This window comes from Apibacter sp. (assembly GCF_025291155.1).
GTDB lineage: Bacteria > Bacteroidota > Bacteroidia > Flavobacteriales > Weeksellaceae > Apibacter.
The window spans coordinates 1-17561 of the sequence record NZ_JAMBJZ010000040.1 but is presented as its reverse complement, the minus strand read 5'-3'; the positions used below and the strand labels follow the sequence as shown (position 1 = coordinate 17561).

Here is a 17561-nt window from a genome sequence, read left to right as displayed (position 1 = left end):
ATTTACCCTTGTATTTAATTTTTGTTTAGAAATTTTTTCAAATTATAAAGGAACATTCATACTTCAGAAAAAAACATCTATTTATCGAATAATTACATATATAAATTATATATTTTAAAATGCTTTTTACATTGTCGAAATCATTATTTGAATTATGTGATTACACTTGATCAAGAAATAAAAAAAGCCTAAATGCATATATGGTGCGGTTTTAGGCTTTGTGACCCCGGAGAGGCTCGAACTCTCGACCCACTGATTAAGAGTCAGTTGCTCTACCAACTGAGCTACGGAGTCAAAAACAAGAAAAGCTTGAGGAACTCAAGCGAAAATTTACTATATGTGACCTGGCTGGGGCTCGAACCCAGGACCCCAACATTAAAAGTGTTGTGCTCTACCAACTGAGCTACCAGGTCTTTATTTTAGTACTCGCTAAGCATTTTCGTTTAGCGAGTGCAAATATAGTGACTTTTTTTGGGTATGCAAATAAATATAATAAAAAATCTCATATTTGTAAAAAATCCAAAAATTATGAATATTACTTTGCTGGGTTATATGGGAAGTGGAAAATCCACTGTAGGAAAAAGTTTAGCAAACTCTCTACAACTTGACTTTATAGATTTGGACGAGTATATAAGCGCACAAGAAAAAAAGTCTATTCATGAAATTTTTTCCGAATACGGAGAAATTTATTTCCGCAAAAAAGAAAATTTCTATTTAAAAGAACTGTTAGAAGAAGATCATAGGGTATTGAGCTTAGGAGGAGGTACTCCGGTATATCATAATAATATGAATTTGATAAATAAGAGAAGCCTATCCTTTTACTTAAAAATGAATCCTTCGGAATTAGCCTTAAGGCTGAGTAATGAAAAAGAACATCGTCCTCTTATTTCTCATCTGGAAGATGAAGATTTATTAGAATTTATTGCTAAACACTTATTTGAGCGTTCTCCCTTTTACGAATTGTCTACTTATAAAATACAAGTCAAACAAAAAAATCCGAATGAATTATGTGACGAAATTATCGACTTACTCCAACTTGAGAAATAAACACATATTACAATTATTCATCTTCCCATTCTAGAGTATAATCATCCAAATCCCTCCTATCTTTTTTGGTAGGCCTTCCTACTCCTTTTTGGCGGTAATAATTTTGTGACTGAGCTCTGGTCTTCATCATTTCAATCTGTTCAGGATCTGTAAGGTCTTTAATATATAACGATACCAATTTAGCTCCTACTCTATTAGGTGGTATTTGTATTACTTGAATTTTGTAATCAATTTGATTTTTTCTTATTTTATATGTTTCACCAACTAATATTTCCTTTGAAGGTTTTAAAGGAACATCTTCCAAAAAAACTCTATTTTTTTTACATTCTTCCGTAGCTATTGCTCGTGTTTTATAAAAACGTACACACCATAGAAATTTATCTATTCTCATAGGGTTGATAAAATTAAATCTTTAAATTTTAAATTTAATTGTAAATTAGCAACTAATTTAACATATTTTAATTACATGATTAGAAAATCTTTTGTAGCCGGATATTTCTTTATTTTGTTATTTCTTGTTTCATGCAGTAGCGATGACAATAATACTTCTTCTTTATCCATTGAGGAGCAAAATACGGCTGATGATACTGCTATTATAAATTTTTTGAATAGTTATTATTTTGATGATCTTGGAAAAGTAACTAAATTTTCAGATGCAGTAACTCCTGAAGACAAAGAACCTTTAAGTAAAAATGCAAAAAAATCATCCTTAGGATATTGGATTGTAACAAATCCAAACGCGGATAAAGGCATAAACGATTCCCTAACGGCAGACGGAAAAAATAACATTCTAATTCATTATTCTCTTAAATATTTTATTGCTAGCGAAGGCGGAAATGGGTATTCTACCTTATATACTTCTTCAAGTTCTATAGATAATTCGGGCATTGCTCAAGAAGATCCTTTCTTTTATAAAAAACCTAAAAACGATACGATTAAGAGTGAAAATTATTATGTAATTAAAGGAATTGTAGACGGTTTAAAAGACTTTAAACCCACAAATAAATCTATAAATGACCTTTATAATGTTTTACAAGGAGTAATAATTGTTCCCTCACGATTAGCTTACGGTAGGGAAGAGAATTATACGAATAGTAAAAATGCTACTTTCATTCTAAATTTTGAATTATACAAAGTTTGTCCTAAAGATCAATCTTGTAATTAAAGTTTTTATAAAATCATTTATCATCAATTAATTCAATTTATATTCTATAAATAAATTATTAATATTTATTAGCAATATAAAGAATTGGAATTAATTTATATTTCGGAATTGATTTTAAAAAAAATCCATAGTAATTTAGCATATTTTTAGTTATAGAATGTAAATGCTAAATTACGTATGAACATTAAACTTTTCTTTTGAATTTAATTGTCTTAAAATTTCTAAACATGCGCAAAAAACTGAAGATAAGTATTCTTGAACCGAAATTTATTAAAATATAGCTAACAAAAGTAAATAACGTCTTGATTTCTATATCCTATCCTATTATCTATAGGCTTTAAAAAATTAGTAAATTTTAGGATTATATTTTTCAGGAAATTTAGCCATTTCCGGTCTATAAAAACCTTCAATTTCATCAAAAATTTCATCAATGGTTTTATCCTCAATATATATCATCTTATCTACGCCCGTTACTTTATTTTTATAATCTGCATAGGCAAGGGCTATAGGAACATTTGCTTGTTTAGCAATATAATAAAAACCTTTTTTCCATTTTAAAGACCAAGAGCGTGTGGCTTCTGGAGTATTAATAAGAGCCATTGATTTTGAATTTTTTATAAGCTCTGCCGAATATTGTACTAAATTATTCCATTGGCTGCGGTCTACCCCTATACACCCTAATGCTTTAAAAAAGCCTCCATACCATGGTTTGGTATACGAATCTTTAATCATTACTTTATAAGGAATATTTAAACACCAAAAACTAGCTAAACAATAATAGAAATCCCAATTAGAAGTATGGGGGGCACATATTAAAACACATTTTCTTAATTCATTAACAGAAACTTTATTTTTAAATTTCCATCCCATAACAAACAGCATTAATCTTCCTAGTATTTTTTTCATATTTCGTTTTTAACTACAAAAATAATTAAAAAATTCAGCCAATGTTTTAGCTGAACATTTCACATGTATATAATTTTCTTATTAACTGAACATTGACATTATGAAATCCATAATAACTAATACCATCTTAAAGAGAATTTGTACCATGATCTTTTATTTTTTCTTATTAATTAAAAACACTATAATATGTATACAGGCATTATCTATAATTAATAAAACCCTGAGTTTTAATTATCAGAATCCCTATATTATATGAACACCCTAATTTTTTGCTAAATTAAAAATTTTCTCTGAATATAAATAAAATTTATCATAAATAATCTGAGTTAATTTTTTTTCTTCCCTCTCTAATCTTTTCTTTTATACTATTCGTTATTCTTTCATTGAATAATTATTTTTTTTTATAAAAAACATTCGATTTAATATTGATTATATACTTATTATTAAAAAACTTATGAATATAAGCACTTTACATAAAATGTTATACTTTTGTAACTATATACTTATCCTATGGCTCCAATTGTATCAGTTATTATGGCTGCTTACAATGCAGAAAAGCATATATCTGCATCTATAGAATCGATAATTAATCAAACTTTTAATAATTTTGAATTATTAGTAATTAATGATGGTTCTACGGATAATACACAATCTATTGTTAAAGAATATTGTAAAAAAGATTCCCGTATCATCTTATTAAATAATGATAAAAATCTTTTTGTTATCAAATCTCGCAATAAAGGAATTGAAAAGGCAAAAGGTAAATATATTGCCATATTAGATTCTGACGATTTAGCATTACCAAATAGATTAGAATATCAAGTTAAATATCTGGAAAATAATCCGGATATATTTTTAATTGGCAGCAGTGCTTATATTATTGATGAAAATGATAAGGTAGAAAACAGCTTTATTGCTCCAACAGGATATGAGAAATTAAAAAATAATATTAATAAAAACAATCTTATCTATCATTCTACAGTTATGTTTAGAAATGAGAACGTTTTTTACCGCGAGAAGATGATCTATTGTGAAGATTACGATCTTATATTACGTTTATTTTCCGAAGGAAAAAAGATTGATAATCTTTCAGATATTCTCATTTCTTATCGACAAACTTCCAATTCTTTGTCTAAAACTAAAAATAGATTGGTACAATGGCTATTTATCAACAAAGCCCGTTTTTTTTATAATGAAAGACTCTCCACCGGTAAAGATTCCTATGAATCATTTGATCCGAAATCCTTTACTCAGATATATAATATAAATTATCCTATCATAAAAGACGATTGCCTATTTGCTTTAAAAATCTGTTTATATAGACGAGATAGGGAAACTATGCGTTTTTTATTAAAAAAATATCAAAAAAATTACCCCATTTCTTTATACTTTATATTTTATTATCTTGTATCAGAAAATAAAAGTATTTTCTCTATATTAGGTAAATTTTTTTCTAAAATCTAAAATTATGGATATAATCATAAAATCATTTAATCGTCCGTTCTATTTAGACAGATGCTTGTATAGCATTCAAAAATTTGTAGAAGGTGATTATACAATCACAGTCTTAGATGATGGAACACCTGAAAAATATTTAACTAAAATAAAAACTAAATATCCGTCTATTAAAATTGTAAGATCTGAAAATTATGATGAAAAAACAGAAGCAATACAAGAAAATCTAAAAACCGGAGCAGATATTAATGGTTTTAAAATTCCTACTCAAATGTGGATTAATACAGTAAAAGATGCTTCTCCTTATTTTATAATTACAGAAGACGACGTTTGGTTCATCCGAAAAATAAATGTTAATGAATTAAATGAAATAATGGGCAAAGAAGACATTTCATTACTAAGATTGGGATGGCTGGGAAATGAAAATTTTGTAAATCAATTTAAACAGGTAGATATTACTTCTGAGATGTTTGCAATTTATCCTGATCTTTTTACCCTCCCACCTTTCCTTATGGAATGTTTTTTTTATAATAAATATAATTTTTTTAGCTTATTATATAAATTAGGATTAGTTACTAACAACACTAAAACAAAATATTGGATACTAAATTCCATACTGATGGGAATTCATAAAAAAGAATTTTGGTTAGCAACATGGCAGAATATTAACGGAAAAGTCGATGAAAAAAAACAATTATTTAATGCTATTATGTATTATCGAAAATATAAACATAATAAAACGATGATTGCGCAATTGAAGAAGGAAACGTTGAAAACAACTTTTTCATCTTCTGCTACTAATTCGTATCATAGCTATGGTTTTAACTTCGATGTAAATCAGTTTAATCATGTCGTAAATGAAAAATGGTATAACGATCAGTTCGATCCATTAGAGAATTTTCCGAAGGATTTTTCTGAAAGTTATATTTTATCATTATTAGAAAATAAAAATAATGAAAAAATTAAACCCGAAGAATGGAAAAAATGGACAAACAAGTTCAAAGATCAATATCGAAATCAGGGTTGTTCAGTTGACGAATAAATTGGAACTTATTTATAAATTTTCTAGTAAATTAATAAGTATACCTAAATAATTATATTATTTTACAATTATATCACACAAAAATTTCATCCTCATTTATTTATAAAATAATTTAATATTTAAATAAAAAAATAAGCAGTTAATACTGCTTATTTATATATTATAAAAGAACCACAGAAGAATTAATCTTCATCATCTTCTTCATATCTTTCAATTTCTGCATCACAAAAATTAAAAGCTTGTTCTATCAGAGAATTTACTTCATTGGCAACTTCTTCTTCTTCTCCTTCCAAATCATCAAACCACTCTACCTCTTCTTCCTCTACATTTAAAATAAATCTTGGATATTCTGTATGCACAACAAATAAATCTTCCGGAAAATCCGAATTGTCTGCCATTAAAAATTTTGGTAACTTCATATTATTGTCTTTATTTAAATTTTAATCATCTAATAACTCCTTCAACTTAAGTAATTCTTCCTTTACCAATTCCAAGCGTGAGATTATCTCTACTTTTTTCGGTAAATTTTTTTGTGTTTGTAAAACAACTTTTGCTCCTTCTAAGGTATATCCTTTTTCCTTAACTAAATAATAAATTATTTTAAGATTTTCAATATCTTTTGGAGTAAAAAAACGGTCTCCTTTTTTATTCTTTTTTGGTGAAATACTATCAAATTCTTTCTCCCAGAATCTTATTAAAGAAGTATTAACATGAAAAGCTTGCGCTACTTCTCCAATAGAATAATATAATTTTTCAGGAAGCTGTACATTCATTATTCAAATCTAAGATTTTTTACTACAACTTTCTAAATTTTAATAAAAAAATCAATCTCTTTTAAAATATAATTTTATTACCTTAAAAATGAGCTTTAGGGAGGCTATTAAAAAATATTTATATTTGCCTGAATTTGGTGACTGTTATTAAAAAAGCAGTCTTAAAAGGGAATTCGGTGAAAGTCCGAAACAGGCCCGCTGCTGTAATCTTCAAAAAAGGTTTTAAGATTATACCACTAAGTACGTTTTGCTTGGGAAGGTTCTTAAGATGAAGTAAGTCAGAAGACCTGCCAAATTTAAATATAGTTTTAAAAGCTTTCGTGGAACAAGGCTGAAAACATTAAAAGCACATCTAATTTACTTTTCCTGTTTACTTTTTCCGGAAACTATATGGCTATATCAGTGATTTAAGATAATTTATCAAAAAAATGATAAATAATTATAAAAATATTTTATTTGCCTTACCAATAAGCTTGGTCTATTCATTTATTAATGCGCAGGAAAAAAAAGATAGCATTAGAATAACAGAATTGAAGGAGATTGTTACTATTGGAAAGAGGAATGATAAAGCAATAATCCCCTTTCAAGAATTGAAAGGAAAAGAATTGGAAAATATTAATAGTTTTTCTGTTGCAGATGCCGTACGTCTTTTTTCGGGAGTACAATTAAAAGATTATGGAGGAGTTGGAGGCATGAAAACAGTCAATATTCGAGGGATGGGGAGTGAACACGTAGGGGTCTTTTACGATGGAATACCTGTAGGAAATGCGCAAAACGGAATGGTAGATCTTGGTAAATTTTCGATGGATAATTTAGAATCTATCTCTATCTATAATGGACAAAAATGTCAAATATTTCAATCAGCAAAAGATTTCGGATCGGCCGGAACAATATATCTTACCACTAAACGACCGGTTTTTATGGGTAATAAAAAAACGAATATAAATTCTACTTATCGCTCAGGATCATTTAACTTAATAAACCCATCCCTTGTATGGGAAGAAAAATTATCATCTGTACTTACCTCTTCTTTCAATATCGAATACATTAATTCTGACGGAAAATATAAATACCGGCAGAAAAAAGGTACATGGGATACCATAGCCATAAGACAAAACGGAAATATCAGTGCTTTACGGACTGAAGCCGGGTTATTTGGTAAACTTACTAACGGTAAATGGAATTTGAAAGGATATTATTACGATTCCAGCAGAAAAATCCCCGGAGCCGTTATAAAAAATTCTTACGAAAAATATCAGTTCGGTAAACAAGAGGATCGAAATTTCTTTATGCAAGGTTCATTGGAAAAGCTGTTTAGTAAAAAATATAAAATAATGATAAATGCTAAATATGCTCATGATTTTACTCATTATGAAAATATTGAGATATATAAAGATTCTAAATGGGGAGACAAGTTTTCCTATCTTATAAATAATACCTATAAACAGGATGAATTTTATATTTCCACAGCTCAACAATATTCATTATTTTCTTTTTGGGACATATCTATCTCCGCTGATTATCAGTATAATAGCATGAAAGCTGATTTAGTGAATTTTGCTAATCCCATAAGAAATACAGAATTAGTAGCTTTTGCCACTGCTCTTCAGTTTACCAAAATTAAATTACAAACGAGTTTACTAGGCACTTTTGTACAAGATAGGACAGATCACAAAAGTAACGTAATGGGCGCTTCTGATAAAAATGAGCTTACACCTGCATTCTTTTTTAATTACCAACCTTTCAAATCAAATGAATTAAGCTTCCATAGCTTTTATAAAAGAATATTCCGTATGCCGACATTTAATGATTTATATTATACAGATATTGGAAATTCTAACTTAAAGCCAGAATATACTAACCAATTCGATATAGGCGTCACTTATAATAAAAACTTTACTTCGGGAATAGTTTCTCATATAGGTTTTACCGTAGATGGATATTACAATACGGTTAAAGATAAGATTATAGCCTATCCGAAAGGACAACAGTTTCGTTGGAGCATGCGCAATATTGGTAAAACCCGTATACGAGGCATAGATATGTCCTCTCAAGTTTCTTTATTACTTAAAGATATTCTTTTCACTACTAAAGTTACCTATACCTACGAAGATGCTCAAAACCTAACGTCTCCGGTACTAAATTATAAAAATCAGCTTCCTTACATACCTTGGAACAGTGGCACTCTTTTACTTGGGATTAATTACAAAGATTGGAATTTCAATTATAGTTTTATGTACACCGGAGAACGTTATAACTCTCCATCCAATACTAATGATAATTTAGTGAAAGCCTGGTATACACATGATATACAACTTTCCAAAAAATTATATTTTAAGACCATACAAAGTAGGGCATCTCTGGAAATCAACAATATCTTTAATAAATATTATGACATAATAGCCAATTATCCCATGCCGGGAAGAAACTATAAAATTAGCTTTAAATTTAACATATGAATAAACAATTAATTATGACATTAAGAAAATTTATATTTTCATTTTTATTTATTATTACAACGTTCCTTATCTCTTGTAATAGTGACGACAGCTGGTCTGATAATAATATTGCACCTCAACCGGGAGCTAAAAAAGGGTTATACATATTAAATGAGGGCAGTTTTCAACAAAACAATTCTTCATTATCCTATCTTAATTATGATACGGGTGAATTTTTCAATAAATATTTTGAAAAAATCAATCCTAATCAAGGAGGATTAGGAGATACTGGAAATGATTTAAAAATTTATAAAGATAAATTGTATGCAGTTATCAATATGTCCAACTACGTTGAAATTATGGATTCCAAAACTGCAAAACATTTGGGCAAAATAGCCATTCCAAATTGTCGTTATATTGCTTTTTCTGGAGATTATGCATATGTTACTTCTTATGCAAGTAATACGCCCAACGGTAAAGGTTATGTAGCCAAAATTGATATAAACAGCCAAAAAATTGTAAATGAAATAACTGTCGGCTTTAATCCAGAAGAAATGACTATAGTTAATAACAAGCTTTATGTTGCCAATTCGGGTGGATATCATGCACCGGAATACGACAATACTGTAACAGTAATTGACTTAGATTCTTTTATTAAAATCCATGAGATAGAGGTTGGCAAAAATTTGCATAGAATAAGAACGGATAAAAACAATCATATATGGGTTACTTCCAGAGGAGATTATAAGAACTTAAAGCCTTTTATAGCAGTCATTGATCCGTCCACAGATGAGATTATCAATAAGCTGGATATCAATATTTCAGATTTAACATTTTATAAAGAAAAACTTTATTTTTATGGAACTGAATATACATCTGGAGCAACAGTAAATACCTATGGAATTATTGATATAGATACCCAAAAAATTATCTCGTCAGATCTAATAAATTCAATAAATAATTCAGAAATTATGTCTCCTTACGGTATTTTGGCGGATCCTTCTGACGGAAGTTTTTATATTACAGATGCACTGGATTATACTTCAAATGGTAAGCTTTATTACTTTTCCAAAGACGGAAATTTACAATGGTGTAAACTAACCGGTTTAATTCCTGGACATTTGGCTCTTATAAACAAATAAATCATTATTTAAGAAATAATTGAATTAAATGAAAGAGTTGTTATAACAACTTTTTCATTTTGTAAATATATAAATGACTTGCTTAACTTTATAAATTCATCAAATTTAGCAAGATAAATATTCCTTGATATCTATTTTATCATTTTTTTAATTTCACATTTTAATCAAAAATTGTAACTTTGGCTGCAAAACTTTAAAATATACTAAAAATATAATGAGCATTATCATCATTATTTTCGCAGCAGCCATCCTTAGTCTTTATTCAGGAGTTTTCGGACATGGAAAATATTCACAACCATTTGCAATTATAGGGCTACTTATTGCTTTAATAACTTCTTTTTACGGAGATTTTCCTTTCTTCACAAGATACGCTTCTATGTTTACGTTTGACCAAACGGCAAAGATATTTACTCAAATATCGTTAATAACCACGTTATTAATCGTTTTCTTAGGAAAATATGCTTTCCGTCTTATAGACCATCATCAGGCAGAAGTGTATAGTTTATTGCTTTTTGCTTTATGCGGTGGAATTGTATTATTCTCATATCAAAATTTAATTACCTTATTTTTAGGAATCGAAATATTATCTATACCGTTGTATGTTTTAGCTGGAAGTAATAAAAATGATTTGCGTTCAAATGAGGCATCTATTAAGTATTTTCTTTTAGGAGCTTTTGCCACAGGATTTTTACTATTCGGAATCACTTTAATCTATGGTATTACCAGTTCATTTGATCTTCAAACTATACGTTTATATAGCATCCAAGCCACTCATTATCCAACCATTTACATAACCGGTATTATTTTGCTATTAATAGGATTATTATTTAAAATATCTATAGTACCTTTTCATTTTTGGGCGCCGGATGTATACGAAGGATCTCCTTCATTAATCACAGCTTTTATGGCATCTGTGGTGAAAATTTCCGGGTTTGTAGCTTTATATAAATTAGTTGAAACAGCTTTCATTGGTCAATTAAACCAATGGCAATATATCATATTCTATGCAGCGATTTTAACTTTATTATCGGCAAATATTGTGGGTGTTTTACAAAAAAATGCAAAAAGAATGTTAGCTTACTCCAGTATTTCACATGCCGGATATCTATTACTTATTTATTTTAATACCGATGCTAATTCTATATATACTTTAGCATTTTACCTACTAGCTTATTCGCTTTCTACAGTAGGTGCTTTTATTAGCCTTATTTATATTGAAAGAATTTCTCACGGAATTACGGATATTAACGCTTTTAATGGTTTAGCAAAAAAACAACCTATTTTAGCCTTGGTAACCACTCTTTCTCTGCTTTCTATGGCAGGAATACCATTGACATCCGGTTTCATTGCCAAATTTACTTTATTTTCGCAAGCCTTATATACACAGCCTACTTTAGTTATTATTGCAATAATAGGTTCTGCAATTAGTATTGGCTATTACCTTAAATTAATAATAGCCATGTATTTCAAACCTGAATACGAGGAATTACAAAATGCTAAAAAAGCTCCATTTATTTATAATGTTGTAGCTATTGTAATTGTTATTTTAATTATTCTTTTAGGAGTATATCCTGAACCTGTTTTTACCTGTTTAGCACTCACTAATTAATCGTTAGTAATAAAAATAGGTAAATATTTTTTACAGATTTTTTTTAGAAGTTATTACATTTTTTATAGAGGTTTTGGTTTTGACTGATTACTAAATCGATTTAGTAAGCTGCCCTAATTTATATTTTAGTAAAAGACAAGAAAAAATGAAAATTAAAAAAATAGACCATTTTGTTATAACTACTAAAAACTTAGAGATGAGCATTGCATTTTATAAGGATCTTCTCGGCATGAAACATGTAGAAAATAAGGGGCGACATGCATTTATATTTGGTAATCAGAAAATTAATATCCATTTAAAGAAGGGTGAGTTTCAACCTGCTGCTTTACATGTGGAATACGGAAGTCAAGACTTTTGTTTGATCGTAGAAGACGATATTGAGTTAGTAAAAGAAGAGATTGAAAAAAAGGAATATCCAATCATAGAAGGTATTGTAAAAAGACATGGGTCGCAAGGCGAAATTAAGAGTTTATATATAAGAGACCCTGACGGTAACCTTGTTGAATTATCAAATTACTGTAACTAAGTATAAAATCCAAACGAAGCTTTTAATTAACTGTTGATTAATTAAAGCAAAAAAACTATCTATAAATAGATTCTTTGTTAAATAATCATAAGAATTCTTATAAATTATAAAAGTATTATTAAAGTGTAATAATCTTAAAATATAAGATTATTACACTTTAATTAAAAAATAAAAGTCGAACATTAGTGCGACTTTTATCCTTATATGATTCATTCGAATTATTTTTATTACATAAACACATTAAAAATTAGCTTTTAATTCATGTAATGACTCTTCATATACCGCGCTTATATTGCAGGCTCTTGTTGACTCAAGCAATGAAAACTTCCTAGTCCCCATATTATATCCGTTGAATCAATCCCAATCACATTTCTATCAGGAAAACATTTTTTTATAATGGTAAGTGCTATTTCGTCATTTTCGCAATTAAAAATAGGTACAATTACAGATTTATTGGCTATATAAAAATTAGCATATGAAGCTGGTAATCGACATCCATCATAATAGACAGGTTCCGGCATAGGCAGTTCAATTACATTCAATGGGGTACCATCTAAAAGCTTCATTGCTTTCAATTGCTTTAAGTTATGCTGCAATAATTCATAATTTTCATCGTCTTTATTAGTTTCTACCACAGCAAGAACTGTATTCTCGTTTACAAAACGAACAGTATCATCAATATGTCCATCTGTGTCATCGCCAACAATTCCTTCATCAACCCAAAGAACTTGTTCTACTCCATAATAATTTTTCAGATATTCTTCTATTTCCTCTTGAGTTAGATGAGGATTTCTATTTATATTCAAAAGACAAGATGTTGACGTTAGAACGGTGCCTTTACCGTTAAATTCAACTGATCCTCCTTCCATAACTATTCCCGGATTAAATATTGGCAATCTCTCCTCTTTTGCTATATGTAACGGTATTTCATTATCAAGATCGTAAGGAGGATATTTATTTCCCCAAGCATTATAATTCCAATTAACTAAAGCTTTTTTATGTTCTAATGAATTGGGATTTATTACAAATGCAGGTCCATGGTCGCGACACCAAGCATCATTGGTTGGGTGTATGTAAAAATTGATTTTATCAAGATCTGCATTCGTTTTCTCAATATACCCCATAGCAAACTCTTTCATTTCAATGCTAACAACATTTATATTAACCTCCTCTCCTTTTGAAAGTTCAGCTATAAACTTCGCATAGGGCTTATAAATTTTTTCAATTTTTCCTGGCCAGGATAATTCTTTATGTGGCCAAGATAACCATGTAGATTTATGCGGATAAAATTCCGCAGGAAAAAAAAATCCCAATTCCTTAGGTGTTTTATTTTTAAACTTTTGAGGTGTATATTTCATATAATCTTTACCTGACATATAGTTACATGTTTAATTCTTTAAATATTTATTTCAAAATTACTCAAATAAAAAAAATTAATCTATTTTTGTAAAAAATTTTAATAAATTATAAGTGATCACTTCCATAAAAAAGCACAAAAAACAATTGATTTTGTTTTTTATAGCAGGAGCTTTAAGTGCAGTAATTGAAATTTTATTTATGAAAATTTTATGTTCCCCTAATATGCTGCCTAGTTTTTTTTCTTTTGAAAATAAATCCAACGCATATCCATTATCCAATCTATTATCTACCGGCGCAGGTATTTTAAGTAATTATTTTTTTAGTATTCGCTATGTTTTTGAACGGGGCAAACATTCCAAAAAAAAGGAATTTATGCTTTTTATTTCACTTTCCATAATTACTATGTTTATGAGTTGGGGAGCTTTCGCAATATTTCATTATTTTATACATAAACCTATTAACCTATATTTTTATACTATGGGTGATATTGTTTTCTGTAAAGCCGCTGCAATTTTTGCAATTTCTTTAATAAACTATATGGCAAAAAAGAAATTAGTCTTTTCAAATTAACAATTTGATTATAATATACGCTTATTTTTTCAAAAAAATACAGCTTTTATAAACTTTGATAAGTTTATTAATTAAATTAAATGTTCTTTTACAAACATCTTTCACTAAGAAATAACATTAGATAATTATTCTGTCTCGCTATATGATTAAGGACTTCTAAGTTATATAAAATTAAATTTAATACATGCTTATTTTACTTAGATTTCAATACTAAGCTTCACATTATCTTTATTAATTTCCAGCAAGGACTTCCCCCCCATTATAATAGCACGTGTATCAAAAACATGACCACTCGGAAAACCAAATGCCATGGGGATATTATACTTTTGAAATCTGGAAGATATAACACTATAAGCTTCCTCATCATAGGGATCATTATAAAATTTATTCTCATCTTTAGAATCCATTTTAGTGAATGCCCCTACTAACAACCCTTTAATTTTATTGAGTACTCCCGCCCTTTTCATTCCAATTATCATTCTATCAATATGGTAATAGTTTTCATGCCAATCTTCAATAAATAATATTTTATCTTCAAAATGATCCAAAGATCGACTTCCCAATAAGCTATATAAAATCGATAAATTTCCTCCGGTAATAATTCCTTCAACTTTTCCTTCCTTATTAAATGAATGAGTATCAATTTCATAATGCAATACATTGCCTTTCAATGCTTCAATCATTGTTGTATAGGTCTCTTCTGAATGACCTTCGGGCAAGGGTTTGCATACTGTAGCATGTAACGTGGGAATACCTCTCCTGTTAAAATGCTGATGAAAGACCGTATTATCTGAATATCCTATTAACCATTTAGGATTTTCTTTAAATTTATTTAATTTTAAAAAATCAACTATTTGTACTCCTCCATATCCACCTCTTGCAAACCATATCGCCTTTGCTGTAGGATGATCCAGTGCCCATTGTAAATCCTCCAATCTTTCTTTAACTGTACCTGAATAATTATATCCAAAGTAATAATGATTAAATGTATTTTTACCTATTTCATAGTTCCATCCTTGTGCGCTAATTAAATCTATTGCCGATTGAATATCTTCTTTTTTTACTGTTCCTGCCGGAGCTACAATTAATAATGTATCTCCCTCATTTATTGATTTCATAAATCTATGATATATATGCATGGCTCTTCTTTAAATTTAAACGTATTTCCAACACTTACTTGATTATTATAGGTTTAAATACAAAATGCATGCATTTATTGTTTATTATTAATAAGAAGTGAACTAAACCATTGTAAGAGAATTCTATTTTCTTCATGGGATAAATTAGCTTCTTTATGCATCATTATATAACTGGACAATGGCATTGATTTATTTTCAATTACCCTATGTAATGCTGAGTTTATATGTTCTTTTTGATACTGATTATAATTACCATATTCTGAAAAATTAACATATTCTTTACCTTGATTGATATGTTCTTTAATATACCAAGAAATAGGAGCAATATTCGCATACCCAGGATAATTTATTTCATTAGAATGACAATCATAACATGCTTTTTTCAAAATCGCTTTCACTTCAGAAGGTGCCTTAGTAATATAAGTATAATCCATTTCTTTTTTTACTGGAGGATTATCTTTATTTATTCGAATAAATTGTATTATAAAAAAAACTATGATAGCATATATTAAAATTTTTTTCATGTGTATTTAGTCAATAAAATAAGAAATTTCTTAAATTATAGTATCCATACCTCATTTATATTCCATAATGGTCTAACATCTATCATATTTGGATATAAATAAGTGGGTTCAGCCGGTTTAAAAATATCGACATCTGCCTTATCCCAAACACCGTTGTTATTTTCATCAACCAAAATGCGAATCAAATATTTACCTGGATTCAAATTTTGAAAAGTAAAAGTATCCTCTGAACCATATATATTTTCCAGAATATCATATTTTTCATTTAAAAGTTGAAAGAAAAATTTTGAGCTTGGTTTATTTTTTAATTGAATTTTTAAATTTCCAAATTCATTCTGTCTTTTAGTTTTAATAATATATGATAACGTATCCTTGTTTTTTTGATCTAGAAAATCTTTACATGCACCATCTTTCAAGGTAACTTTATATTCTGTGTCGTAAGAAACCGGAAATTTAATGATAAGTTGTTTAGCGTTTAGAGAGTCTATTTGTGAACTAAAATCTATAGGTTGTTTATTTTTAGATACTTCTATTTTATTTTTATCGATTAACTTAATAAAATTAGACGATTTTAACGTTAAATATGAGGAGGTAGGTGTAATTTCTTTTTCAACAGGTGACAAAGCTAGATCTGATTTCAGCGTATTATCGTATAATAGATTAATCGTATCAGCTTTTTGATTATTTTTTAATAATAATTTTACTCTAAACTTCTTTTCTGTTTTCTTTATTTCATTACTATTAAAATAGAAATACAAACTATCAGAGAAAGGTTGGTGCTGTACTTTATAGGAAGTTATTGACGGATCTATAGGAGTCAATGATAACTTATCGGGATTTCCTTTTAATTTCACTTTTATAGAGCCTTGCCCATCTTGTTCAGCTCCTAAAACTTTATATACTTCTTTTGCCGGAGAGAGAACAATATCGTATCTCATATCCTTCCCCGGAGAAATATATTCAGGATAAAACCCAATAATTTCCTTTTCGGTATCGGGAATTAGATTAGAATTTAAATCATTAAAGGCTAACAATCGAAATTTACCTTCATGAAGATGATCCAATTTAAAATTTCCTAAAGAATCAACTCTTGATATATAATAAGGCTTATTTTTTAAATTAATTGAATCTTTACCTGATTTATCTTTATCAACTTTATATAATGAAATTATAATTGGTTCTACCAGCTCTCTTTTTAAACTTTGTTTAACATTTCCGTTAACTTGAAGACTGTCAATTTTATCTCCTGTTGAAAAAGTGAAAGAAAAGTTATCTAATTTATTTCCTTCGTTATTATCTTGAATGCTTGATCCGAAATTTATAGTATATGTCGTATTCTCCAATAAAGGCTCAAAAAAACGAACGGTGACATATTTTCTTGCTGTGCTTAATGGTGTTATAGAGGGAGTAATTCTGGGAGATGGAGATATGATCACTTGTTGTGCTATATCTTTAAGTAGTACATATTCATCGAAATTTACAACAATTTCTTTAATTGCTGGATTAACACGGGTCGCTAAGGTATCGGGCTTTGAGCTTATAAATTTAGGAGGGGTAATATCTTTCGCTCCTCCACTTGGTGAGCCTACCCTTGCACATGAAACTATTAGGCTGCTTAGTACTAAAAATTTAATTATTTTATACATATAAAACAAAGTTTAGTATAGTGTTTACAAATATACTTATTGTAACCATTCTATTAGTTATTTCTTATTTTATCTTCATCTTATTTCCCGTTTATTATTGATTAAAGTAATCAAGATAGCAGTAATGAAAAAGATAATTATAAATTGATATTAGGTTTTCTACTGTATTTCATCATTTAGATTTTATTCATGGAATAATTATTTAATTTATTTTACAGCT

At 28.5% G+C, this 17561-nt stretch carries 17 protein-coding genes, 2 tRNA genes and 1 riboswitch; of the genes, 9 read left to right on the top strand and 10 right to left on the bottom strand.

Features of this window, described 5'->3' with window-relative positions:
* Positions 1-221: 221 nt before the first annotated feature.
* Positions 222-294 (bottom strand) — tRNA-Lys (locus M3Z80_RS05435).
* Positions 295-340: 46 nt separating this feature from the next.
* Positions 341-413, bottom strand: a tRNA-Lys gene (locus tag M3Z80_RS05430).
* Positions 414-528: 115 nt separating this feature from the next.
* On the opposite strand from M3Z80_RS05430, the gene M3Z80_RS05425 reads away from it, so the two are divergent.
* Complete coding sequence (locus M3Z80_RS05425) at positions 529-1047, top strand: shikimate kinase (RefSeq protein WP_293918301.1); 519 nt, start codon at positions 529-531, stop codon at positions 1045-1047.
* Positions 1048-1060: 13 nt separating this feature from the next.
* On the opposite strand, the gene M3Z80_RS05420 is transcribed toward M3Z80_RS05425, so the two are convergent.
* Positions 1061-1438: an RNA-binding S4 domain-containing protein gene (locus M3Z80_RS05420; protein ID WP_293918299.1), complete on the bottom strand. Its 378-nt coding sequence runs from the start codon at positions 1436-1438 to the stop codon at positions 1061-1063.
* A gap of 75 nt (positions 1439-1513) precedes the next feature.
* Here M3Z80_RS05420 and M3Z80_RS05415 point away from each other — a divergent pair, with 75 nt between their 5' ends.
* A complete protein-coding gene (locus M3Z80_RS05415) occupies positions 1514-2212 on the top strand; it encodes a hypothetical protein (RefSeq protein WP_293918297.1) in 699 nt (232 codons plus the stop codon).
* Positions 2213-2557: 345 nt separating this feature from the next.
* Here the strand turns inward: M3Z80_RS05415 and M3Z80_RS05410 are convergent, their stop codons facing one another.
* Positions 2558-3118, bottom strand: coding sequence for a 1-acyl-sn-glycerol-3-phosphate acyltransferase (locus M3Z80_RS05410; protein WP_293918295.1), 561 nt, complete (start codon positions 3116-3118; stop codon positions 2558-2560).
* A 510-nt stretch (positions 3119-3628) separates the two neighbouring features.
* Between M3Z80_RS05410 and M3Z80_RS05405 the strand changes: the two genes are divergently transcribed.
* Positions 3629-4582, top strand: a complete 954-nt coding sequence (locus tag M3Z80_RS05405; protein WP_293918293.1) for a glycosyltransferase family 2 protein — start codon at positions 3629-3631, stop codon at positions 4580-4582.
* Between the two features lie 4 nt (positions 4583-4586).
* Positions 4587-5615, top strand: a complete 1029-nt coding sequence (locus tag M3Z80_RS05400; protein ID WP_293918291.1) for a glycosyltransferase family protein — start codon at positions 4587-4589, stop codon at positions 5613-5615.
* 182 nt (positions 5616-5797) lie between these two features.
* Here M3Z80_RS05400 and M3Z80_RS05395 read toward each other — a convergent pair whose 3' ends face one another.
* Together M3Z80_RS05395 and M3Z80_RS05390 are read right to left on the bottom strand one after the other, a co-directional pair.
* Positions 5798-6034 (bottom strand): hypothetical protein, encoded by a 237-nt coding sequence (locus M3Z80_RS05395; protein ID WP_293918289.1) that lies wholly within the window; start codon positions 6032-6034, stop codon positions 5798-5800.
* A 21-nt stretch (positions 6035-6055) separates the two neighbouring features.
* Positions 6056-6388 carry a MerR family transcriptional regulator gene (locus tag M3Z80_RS05390; RefSeq protein WP_293918287.1) on the bottom strand — a complete coding sequence of 111 codons (333 nt, stop codon included), beginning with the start codon at positions 6386-6388 and terminating at the stop codon, positions 6056-6058.
* A gap of 118 nt (positions 6389-6506) precedes the next feature.
* A riboswitch (cobalamin riboswitch) is annotated at positions 6507-6697 on the top strand.
* Between the two features lie 119 nt (positions 6698-6816).
* Here M3Z80_RS05390 and M3Z80_RS05385 point away from each other — a divergent pair.
* From M3Z80_RS05385 to M3Z80_RS05370, 4 genes are all read left to right on the top strand, one after another.
* Complete coding sequence (locus M3Z80_RS05385) at positions 6817-8847, top strand: TonB-dependent receptor (RefSeq protein ID WP_293918285.1); 2031 nt, start codon at positions 6817-6819, stop codon at positions 8845-8847.
* Positions 8844-9968: a YncE family protein gene (locus tag M3Z80_RS05380; RefSeq protein WP_293918283.1), complete on the top strand. Its 1125-nt coding sequence runs from the start codon at positions 8844-8846 to the stop codon at positions 9966-9968. The genes M3Z80_RS05385 and M3Z80_RS05380 overlap by 4 nt, the downstream gene beginning before the upstream one ends.
* Before the next feature lie 214 nt (positions 9969-10182).
* Positions 10183-11577 (top strand): NADH-quinone oxidoreductase subunit N, encoded by a 1395-nt coding sequence (locus M3Z80_RS05375; protein WP_293918282.1) that lies wholly within the window; start codon positions 10183-10185, stop codon positions 11575-11577.
* Positions 11578-11722: 145 nt separating this feature from the next.
* Entirely contained in the window at positions 11723-12103 is a 381-nt protein-coding gene (locus tag M3Z80_RS05370; protein WP_293918281.1) for a VOC family protein, read from the top strand.
* Between the two features lie 287 nt (positions 12104-12390).
* Here the strand turns inward: M3Z80_RS05370 and M3Z80_RS05365 are convergent, their stop codons facing one another.
* On the bottom strand, positions 12391-13479 hold the full coding sequence (locus tag M3Z80_RS05365; RefSeq protein ID WP_293918279.1) for an agmatine deiminase family protein: 1089 nt from the start codon (positions 13477-13479) through the stop codon (positions 12391-12393).
* Between the two features lie 133 nt (positions 13480-13612).
* On the opposite strand from M3Z80_RS05365, the gene M3Z80_RS05360 reads away from it, so the two are divergent.
* Positions 13613-14032, top strand: a complete 420-nt coding sequence (locus M3Z80_RS05360) for a GtrA family protein (protein WP_293918277.1) — start codon at positions 13613-13615, stop codon at positions 14030-14032.
* 197 nt (positions 14033-14229) lie between these two features.
* On the opposite strand, the gene M3Z80_RS05355 is transcribed toward M3Z80_RS05360, so the two are convergent.
* The 3 genes from M3Z80_RS05355 to M3Z80_RS05345 all read right to left on the bottom strand — a co-directional run bounded on the left by M3Z80_RS05355 (position 14230) and on the right by M3Z80_RS05345 (position 17341).
* Complete coding sequence (locus tag M3Z80_RS05355; protein ID WP_293918275.1) at positions 14230-15150, bottom strand: S66 peptidase family protein; 921 nt, start codon at positions 15148-15150, stop codon at positions 14230-14232.
* 95 nt (positions 15151-15245) lie between these two features.
* Complete coding sequence (locus tag M3Z80_RS05350) at positions 15246-15695, bottom strand: heme-binding domain-containing protein (RefSeq protein ID WP_293918273.1); 450 nt, start codon at positions 15693-15695, stop codon at positions 15246-15248.
* Positions 15696-15730: 35 nt separating this feature from the next.
* Positions 15731-17341: an Ig-like domain-containing protein gene (locus tag M3Z80_RS05345; protein WP_293918271.1), complete on the bottom strand. Its 1611-nt coding sequence runs from the start codon at positions 17339-17341 to the stop codon at positions 15731-15733.
* Between the last annotated feature and the right edge of the window lie 220 nt (positions 17342-17561).

Bases quoted from the DNA above. Each gene is read 5' to 3' on its own strand.
- M3Z80_RS05425 (WP_293918301.1), top strand. From the start codon at position 529: ATGAATATTACTTTGCTGGGTTATATGGGAAGTGGAAAATCCACTGTA.
- M3Z80_RS05420 (WP_293918299.1), bottom strand. From the start codon at position 1,438: ATGAGAATAGATAAATTTCTATGGTGTGTACGTTTTTATAAAACACGA.
- M3Z80_RS05415 (WP_293918297.1), top strand. From the start codon at position 1,514: ATGATTAGAAAATCTTTTGTAGCCGGATATTTCTTTATTTTGTTATTT.
- M3Z80_RS05410 (WP_293918295.1), bottom strand. From the start codon at position 3,118: ATGAAAAAAATACTAGGAAGATTAATGCTGTTTGTTATGGGATGGAAA.
- M3Z80_RS05405 (WP_293918293.1), top strand. From the start codon at position 3,629: ATGGCTCCAATTGTATCAGTTATTATGGCTGCTTACAATGCAGAAAAG.
- M3Z80_RS05400 (WP_293918291.1), top strand. From the start codon at position 4,587: ATGGATATAATCATAAAATCATTTAATCGTCCGTTCTATTTAGACAGA.
- M3Z80_RS05395 (WP_293918289.1), bottom strand. From the start codon at position 6,034: ATGAAGTTACCAAAATTTTTAATGGCAGACAATTCGGATTTTCCGGAA.
- M3Z80_RS05390 (WP_293918287.1), bottom strand. From the start codon at position 6,388: ATGAATGTACAGCTTCCTGAAAAATTATATTATTCTATTGGAGAAGTA.
- M3Z80_RS05385 (WP_293918285.1), top strand. From the start codon at position 6,817: ATGATAAATAATTATAAAAATATTTTATTTGCCTTACCAATAAGCTTG.
- M3Z80_RS05380 (WP_293918283.1), top strand. From the start codon at position 8,844: ATGAATAAACAATTAATTATGACATTAAGAAAATTTATATTTTCATTT.
- M3Z80_RS05375 (WP_293918282.1), top strand. From the start codon at position 10,183: ATGAGCATTATCATCATTATTTTCGCAGCAGCCATCCTTAGTCTTTAT.
- M3Z80_RS05370 (WP_293918281.1), top strand. From the start codon at position 11,723: ATGAAAATTAAAAAAATAGACCATTTTGTTATAACTACTAAAAACTTA.
- M3Z80_RS05365 (WP_293918279.1), bottom strand. From the start codon at position 13,479: ATGTCAGGTAAAGATTATATGAAATATACACCTCAAAAGTTTAAAAAT.
- M3Z80_RS05355 (WP_293918275.1), bottom strand. From the start codon at position 15,150: ATGAAATCAATAAATGAGGGAGATACATTATTAATTGTAGCTCCGGCA.
- M3Z80_RS05350 (WP_293918273.1), bottom strand. From the start codon at position 15,695: ATGAAAAAAATTTTAATATATGCTATCATAGTTTTTTTTATAATACAA.
- M3Z80_RS05345 (WP_293918271.1), bottom strand. From the start codon at position 17,341: ATGTATAAAATAATTAAATTTTTAGTACTAAGCAGCCTAATAGTTTCA.